Source organism: Brumimicrobium sp. (genome assembly GCF_048268645.1).
In the GTDB taxonomy this organism is placed as follows: domain Bacteria; phylum Bacteroidota; class Bacteroidia; order Flavobacteriales_D; family Crocinitomicaceae; genus Brumimicrobium; species Brumimicrobium ulvae.
The window spans coordinates 119027-125333 of sequence record NZ_JBLWVE010000010.1 but is presented as its reverse complement, the minus strand read 5'-3'; the positions used below and the strand labels follow the sequence as shown (position 1 = coordinate 125333).

The window sequence follows — 6307 nt, the reverse complement described above, 5'->3', positions numbered from 1 at the left end:
AATTGGTTAAAATGTAAGTTAGAAAATCCTAGAAGCACAGCACACTATTGGGGTGGACTTTAGTCCATGCATAACAGGAAACGTAGGGTTCTTCAAATCCAAAATAATAGAATTTGCGTGTAAAACCTCGCCTTGAAAAGGCAGATTATTTCAACGCAAGGCATCGCCTTGGGTTGAAATAACAACTTACAGGTAGTCTATACCTTTCACCAATCCTTTTAACGTAGCTTCTTCTGGGGAACCTACTTCAGGTTGGAAATTATAAAACCAAGAAGCATCTTTCGGAAGACTCATGAGGATCGATTCAATTCTGCCTCCAGTTTTCAAACCGAACTTTGTTCCGCGATCATGAACAAGGTTAAATTCTACATAACGTCCACGTCGGAGGTTACGCCAATCTAAATTCCCTTGTGTAAACGAAGGACTTCTGTCCTTGTTAATTTGGTCAGCATAAACTTTTGGAAAAAGCTCTCCAAGGTCAATCGCAAAATCTAAAAGTTGTGCTTTAGACACACCATCTTTCTCCGTAATTTTGTCATAGAAAATCCCTCCTACTCCACGTGTTTCATTGCGATGTGGAATAAAGAAGTACTCATCGGCCCATTCCTTGAATCTCGGATAGAATTCAGGATTATATTGGTCGCACACTTGCTTTAAGTCTTGGTGAAACTGTTGTGCCATTTCAAAGTCGATGTAATGTGGCGTCATGTCAATTCCTCCACCAAACCAGTATTCTCCAGTGTCCATTTCAAAGTAACGCACATTCATGTGCATAATGGGATGAAATGGATTTTTTGGGTGAATTACAATCGATACTCCAGTGGCCAAGAATTCGTTTCCATCGAGTCCGAGTTGCTTGTTCATAATTTCTGAAACAGGTCCATGTACAGCAGAGAAGTTTACACCTCCTTTCTCGATGATGGCACCATCAGAAAGAATACGGGTTCTTCCTCCTCCACCTTCTTCTCTTTCCCAAAGATCTTCATGAAATTTGGCTTTGCCGTCTAGCGTTTCTAAGGCCTTACAAATATAGTCTTGAACAGACTTTAATCGATTAATTATCTCCTCTTTGCTCAACTTGTTCGACTTCAAAATGATTGTTATTTGAAATGATTTCTAACAAATGAATCTCGAAATCACTTTGTTTTGATATAAATACGCTTGAATTTTCACTTCCGTGATTAAACCCTAAAGGTTGAACACTGAAATGATTCATTAAACCTTCGTTTCTTTGGTGTCCGAGGAATAGGTAAGCCCCTTGTGACAACAATACATCATAGCCATGAAAAGCATATTTTGAAGGATCTGATCCATATCTAGCACGGTAATCATGGATAAATGGAATGGTCTTTTCTGTTTCGTAGTTCAAGTAATTGGTCGCGGCAAATGTAAATTCGAAACGATTTTTGTAATAGGTGTTTAAGGCCTCAATGTCTCGCCATTCCTGTAATCCAACCATTGTAATATCAGCTTTACCATACTTTGGTGTATAGTTTTTAGCCGCATTCAATGTATTTACAAACTTCATGACTTGTTGCACGTCATTCGACAAACAGATTACAAAATTCTTTTGGTCGGCATCAATTGCTCTTACTAAAATTCTTCCTGAAACATCGCCAATTGCAGACATTTTGATGCTTGCGCTTTTTCCTGGCGCTAAACTTTTATTAAACACGTCTTTAAAATAAGCGATACGTTCATTGACTTCAGTATTTTCTCCATCTACAATAACGATATTCGCAGTAGGGTGATGCTTCGCTAAATACTTTGCCATTCCACTGATCAATGTTAAATCAGAAGGTACCATTGAAAGTAAATACGGATTATTTTCTAATGTTTTTGTTGGGATTTTGGTTACCGCAATCACAGGCACTTTATTGCTCTTTCCCCACTCTGCGGCATAAGCCAATAGGTTCGGATAGAAAGGCCCGATGATCATATCTAAGTTTTTTTTGTTGGTGCTTCCAAGGTATTCTTTAAAGCGGTTTAAATTTCCATCGGTATCATAAAACTCGATATCAGCGTTCAGTCCTAATTGTTCTAAAGAGTCGATGGCCATTTGTGCCCCCATTAAGAATTCAACAGAAAGATCGGTCAACCCGTTCAATGAGGTTTCTTCTGTGTACATTCCAGAAAGAACCTTTGGGTTATCTGAAATTTTCATGGGTAAGGCCACTAAGATTTTGTACTTCTCTTTTACTGCTATCAGATTGGGACGTTTCATTAATGAAGAATCTAGCTTCACAATTTCACGTACCTCAACTTCTTGAATACGTTCTTGTTTTAGCGTAATCTTCAGAATTTGCCCTGGTTTAATGGCATTGTTTCGAATGCTATTGTGTGCCACTAATTCTTCGACAGGAACCATAAATCGACGAGAAATTGAGTATAGCGTTTCACCTTTCTGTACTTCGTACTCAACAATACTGTCTCTAAAATCTACTTGATAGTCGATATGAATTACCGTATCCCCAACTTTTAAAGTTGAATCTAAAACAGCAACAGGCTCTTGGGTTTCTGCTACTTCTTCTTGTGGCGTTTCTGTTTGAATTTCTTTATCTGCGGCTCTATTTCCTGTTGGAATTTTAATTTCTTCTCCTATACTCAGTCCATTTTCGACACCAGGATTCAACTCAATTAACGCTGCAACAGTACAGTCATACTGTCGAGAAATTCCATAAAGGGTTTCTTTTCTTTTCACCTTGTGTAAGGTAAAGGTCAGGTCTTGTTTTTGTGGTTCAGCTGCCTTAACAGGAATGTATAGTTTTTGTCCAATCTGCAATCCCTCTTTTGCTGATGGATTAGCTTTGATGATTTCATCAATAGCAACGTTGTATTTTTTATGCAATCCATACAATGTATTTCCTGCTTCAACGGCGTGAACTTTGTACAATTGACCATTTCGCGTTTCCTCTCCAATTTCTTGTGAGAAAATTCCAAATGACGTAGTTAAAACTAAAATTAAAACAGCTAAAATCCTCATTCCCATTCTATTGTTGCAGGTGGTTTAGAACTAATGTCGTAGGTCACACGATTAATTCCTTTCACCTGATTAATTATTTTATTCGATATTTTACCTAAAACTTCGTAAGGCAAATGACACCAATCGGCAGTCATTCCATCTGTTGAAGTTACAGCACGTAAAGCCACTGCGTTTTCATAGGTTCTTTCGTCACCCATTACTCCTACTGTGTTCACGGGCAAGAAAATCGCTCCTGCTTGCCAAACTTGGTCATAGAGTCCTGCTGCTTTCAATTCATTGATGAATACCGCGTCTACTTCTTGAAGAATTTGAACTTTCTCTGGAGTAACTTCTCCCAATATACGAATTCCTAAACCAGGTCCAGGGAAAGGGTGTCGTCCTAAGATAGCCGGTGAAATATTCAGGGATTTTCCTACCCTGCGTACCTCATCTTTAAAGAGCAATCTTAACGGTTCAACAACTTTTAATTTCATATAATCTGGCAATCCTCCAACATTGTGGTGCGATTTAATGGTTTGTGATGGTCCTCCGGAAACACTTACCGATTCGATTACGTCTGGGTAAATTGTTCCTTGTCCAAGCCATTTTGCGTTTTCCACTAGTTTTGATTCTTCGTCGAACACATCTACAAAGACCTTGCCTATTGCTTTTCTTTTCGCTTCAGGGTCTGTTAATCCTTTTAATGCGGCATAAAATTGTTCAGAAGCATCAACACCTTTTACATTGAGGCCCATTCCTTTATATCCTTCCAAGACATCGTTGTATTCGTTTTTACGCAGTAAACCATTGTTCACGAAAATACAATGTAGGTTTTTTCCTATCGCGTGGTGCAAGATCGTTGCTGCCACTGAAGAGTCTACTCCTCCTGAAAGTCCAAGGATTACTTTATCGTCTCCCAATTGTGCTTTCAAAGCTTCAACTGTAGATTCAACAAAAGCATCTGGTGTCCAATCTTGTTTACATCCTGCAATATTCACGATGAAATTAGAAATCATCTGACTTCCATCTGTTGAATGGTACACTTCAGGGTGGAATTGAATTCCGTATGTTTTTTCATTTTTCACTGCGAAAGCCGCATTCTTTACGTCCTCTGTACTGGCGATCACCACGAAATCATCCGGCAATGTTTTAATTGAATCACCGTGTGACATCCACACTTGAGAGTTTTGTGGAACACCTTGTAATAATTCATTGCTTTTATCAAACTCTACAATGTTTGCTCTACCATACTCTCTTGTGTTTGAAGCTGCAACTTCACCACCAAAGTTATGCGCCATATATTGGGCTCCAAAGCACACGCCTAAAAGCGGAACTTTACCTTTGATTTTTGACAAATCAATCTTTGGAGACTTTTCATCTCTTACAGAGAATGGACTACCTGATAGGATTACTCCTTTAATATTACTTGTGATCTCCGGGCACTTATCCCACGGGTGAATTTCACTATAAACATTTAGTTCACGCACGCGTCTTGCAATCAGCTGCGTATATTGAGAACCAAAATCCAGAATTAAAATCATGTCTTGCATTGCGCAAAGATAATGATAATTGACAATTATCAAATGAATCACTGCTAATATACAGGAAGCTTTTTATAAGATTTTGAAAGCTGAAAAATCTAGATTTTGAGAGGGGTAATCCTTTATCTATTCGTTGAGAATTAAAACCTAACTGCGTATTTAGTCTATAACTTCCACAATCCAAAACATTCGGGAAAAGAAAACCCTAGAAGCACAGCACACTATTGGGCTGGACTTTAGTCCATGCATAACAGGAAACGTAGGGTTCTTCAAATCCAAAATAATAGAATTTGCGTGTAAAACTACGCCTTGAAAAGGCAGGTTATTTCAACGCAAGGCATCGCCTTGGGTTGAAGTACGATAACGCTATAAAGCGCCTTGAAAAGGCAACTCATCCCCTTGATTATGATCAAGAATGCAAGTTAAAAAAACTGAGCTGCACCTTCAGTGCGCTGGTGTATCTTACATTTCAACTGAATGCGATGCATCCAGTTGAAATAAGCTGGGCTTTCAGCCCGCAATTGGTTAAAATTAATGTTTGAGAAAAATACGAGGTGGACAGTTTTAGAAGATCGATAGGCTATTGGGGTGGACTTTAGTCCGCCCATAACAATAGCCTCTGACTCCTCAAGTCCAAAACATTCTGCGAAATAGCGTGCTATTTCGCAGAATGTTTTGGACTTGGTTTTATCATTATTTCTTACCCCAAGGACTTACGTCCTTGTCTAGAAACAAGCCGTGCCTTCGGCACTTATGGAAAGAAGGGAAGAGCGTTTTTTAATTCTTCTCCATCCACGCCTTCAGGTTTGGTTCGAATGGTTTTCCGTAAAATTCGTTTAAATAGCCTTTGACTTGTTCGTACTGCATTTCTGGAGTAGCGTCTTTGTATTCGTCAAGAATTACTGCTACTTCTTTCCTCAACAAATCTTGATTTGGGAATACTGCTCTAAAGCTGGCCAGTGATTTATTCTCCTTTTGGTTGGAATCGCGATAGTAAAGTACCATCTTCGTTGTAAAGGGTTGAATTTTCTTTCCGTCTACTACAAAAACATCATCTTGGTTCAACACTACGTTTCCTTCCCCAACCGGTAAACGCTTCATGATTTTTTCGCCTTCGTATTCATAAGAAACAAAGAAAAAGTTCTTGTCGTTTTGAGGGAAATTTTGTGGACTCACTGGAATTTTAACACTGTTCAAAATTAAGTAGTCTCCTTCGAAATGCCTTTTGAAGTCCAACTCATTTACGATGGCCCCAGAACGTGATGAAATACTGTTGACTGCAGGAACCAAATTGGTCTTTTTCGTTGCTGAAGGTGGCGCCAATACAAATCGTCCTTTTAAATTTGAAATAACCGCTGCCCTTGCATTTTCTGTTACGAATTTTATGGGCGTGTCAGTTGAAAAAACATCTCCAGTTCCCATTGGGTTCCCCGATGTTTTGTAGACAATCTTTCCTATTACCTTGATGACTTTGTATTCGTCTTTAGCCATCTTTGCAGAGGTAAACAAAAGCGAAACGATTAATGCAGATGTGAAAAGAATGATTTTATTTTTCATGACTTCATATTTTATCACTTGTTTTAAAACGCCATCATTTTATCATTGCGATTTAAGGTTTAAGCGAATGTTTTAACAGTACTTATTTCAAAAATAGACAATTGAAAGAATAAATTCACGCAAATCTTAAGAAAAAACGAAAAAATCAGGGTTTATCCTGAGTGATTATTTCACACCCCATGGATGATAGGGCGATCAACAAAATGGTGATTTGAATTGATGCTAGACCTCAAATCCATATTCGGCC

5 protein-coding genes are annotated in these 6307 nt (G+C 38.5%); 1 reads left to right on the top strand and 4 read right to left on the bottom strand.

Translation table 11 applies throughout. From position 1 onward, the window contains the following. Nucleotides 1-186: 186 nt before the first annotated feature. Genes hemF through guaA form a run of 3 tightly spaced genes read right to left on the bottom strand, consistent with a single transcriptional unit; the run spans nucleotide 187 to nucleotide 4512 of the window. Nucleotides 187-1092 (bottom strand): oxygen-dependent coproporphyrinogen oxidase, encoded by a 906-nt coding sequence (gene hemF / locus ACN0U3_RS09725; protein WP_417266063.1) that lies wholly within the window; start codon nucleotides 1090-1092, stop codon nucleotides 187-189. Then, a complete protein-coding gene (locus ACN0U3_RS09720) occupies nucleotides 1055-2983 on the bottom strand; it encodes a PBP1 and LysM peptidoglycan-binding domain-containing protein (RefSeq protein WP_417266062.1) in 1929 nt (642 codons plus the stop codon). The genes hemF and ACN0U3_RS09720 overlap by 38 nt, the downstream gene beginning before the upstream one ends. Next, on the bottom strand, nucleotides 2980-4512 hold the full coding sequence (gene guaA / locus ACN0U3_RS09715) for a glutamine-hydrolyzing GMP synthase (RefSeq protein ID WP_417266061.1): 1533 nt from the start codon (nucleotides 4510-4512) through the stop codon (nucleotides 2980-2982). Before guaA ends, ACN0U3_RS09720 begins: the two co-directional genes overlap by 4 nt. A 281-nt stretch (nucleotides 4513-4793) precedes the next feature. Between guaA and ACN0U3_RS09710 the strand changes: the two genes are divergently transcribed. Beyond that, nucleotides 4794-5045: a hypothetical protein gene (locus ACN0U3_RS09710; protein ID WP_417266060.1), complete on the top strand. Its 252-nt coding sequence runs from the start codon at nucleotides 4794-4796 to the stop codon at nucleotides 5043-5045. A 235-nt stretch (nucleotides 5046-5280) separates the two neighbouring features. On the opposite strand, the gene ACN0U3_RS09705 is transcribed toward ACN0U3_RS09710, so the two are convergent. Continuing rightward, complete coding sequence (locus tag ACN0U3_RS09705; RefSeq protein WP_417266059.1) at nucleotides 5281-6060, bottom strand: hypothetical protein; 780 nt, start codon at nucleotides 6058-6060, stop codon at nucleotides 5281-5283. Nucleotides 6061-6307 lie beyond the last annotated feature (247 nt).